This is a genomic window from Streptococcus sp. HMSC074B11 (assembly GCF_001808705.1).
Classification (GTDB): domain Bacteria; phylum Bacillota; class Bacilli; order Lactobacillales; family Streptococcaceae; genus Streptococcus.
On the sequence record NZ_KV794273.1, the window covers coordinates 375743 to 376285 of the forward strand.

A 543-nucleotide genomic window follows, 5' to 3' on the forward strand; every position below is an offset into this window, starting at 1 on the left:
AGATGACTCTTTAGTTGCTTCCTTAACAACTTTATTAGCTGCAATTGTTGCTACTGATCCGTCCGCAAAGGTTACAACTACTGATCCGTCATTGTTAACCTTAACATCTGTCGCAGTTGGGTTAGCTTTCTTAACTTCTTCAGCTACCTTAGCTTTTTCTGCGTCTGTCAAGTTGCTTGGATCTACTACTGGAGTAAGAACTGGTACTTTAGCATTATCAGCATCTTTACCACCTACATTAACTTTACTTACTGTTACTGTAGTTGTAGCTGATGTATTTCCTGCTTCGTCTGTTGCTGTTACAGAAACTGTATCTCCAGCATTCAAACCACTTACTGGAATACTGAATTTACCATCTTTATCTGCTTTCGCTGATACTTTAGTTCCATCTGGTAGAGTAACTTCTACTGTTGAACCTGCTTCTGCTGTACCTGTGATTGCTGTATCTCCAGCTTTAACTGGGTTCACAACTGGTGCTGCTGGTGCTGTCTTATCAGCTTGAGTAACTGTCTTATCACCTGTAAGTGTTGCTGTTGAGCCATC

1 protein-coding gene is annotated in these 543 nt (G+C 40.9%); it reads right to left on the bottom strand.

All coding sequences use genetic code 11. From position 1 onward, the window contains the following. On the bottom strand, positions 1–543 hold a 543-nt coding region (locus HMPREF2619_RS06825), incomplete at both ends, for an Ig-like domain-containing protein (RefSeq protein ID WP_186821493.1).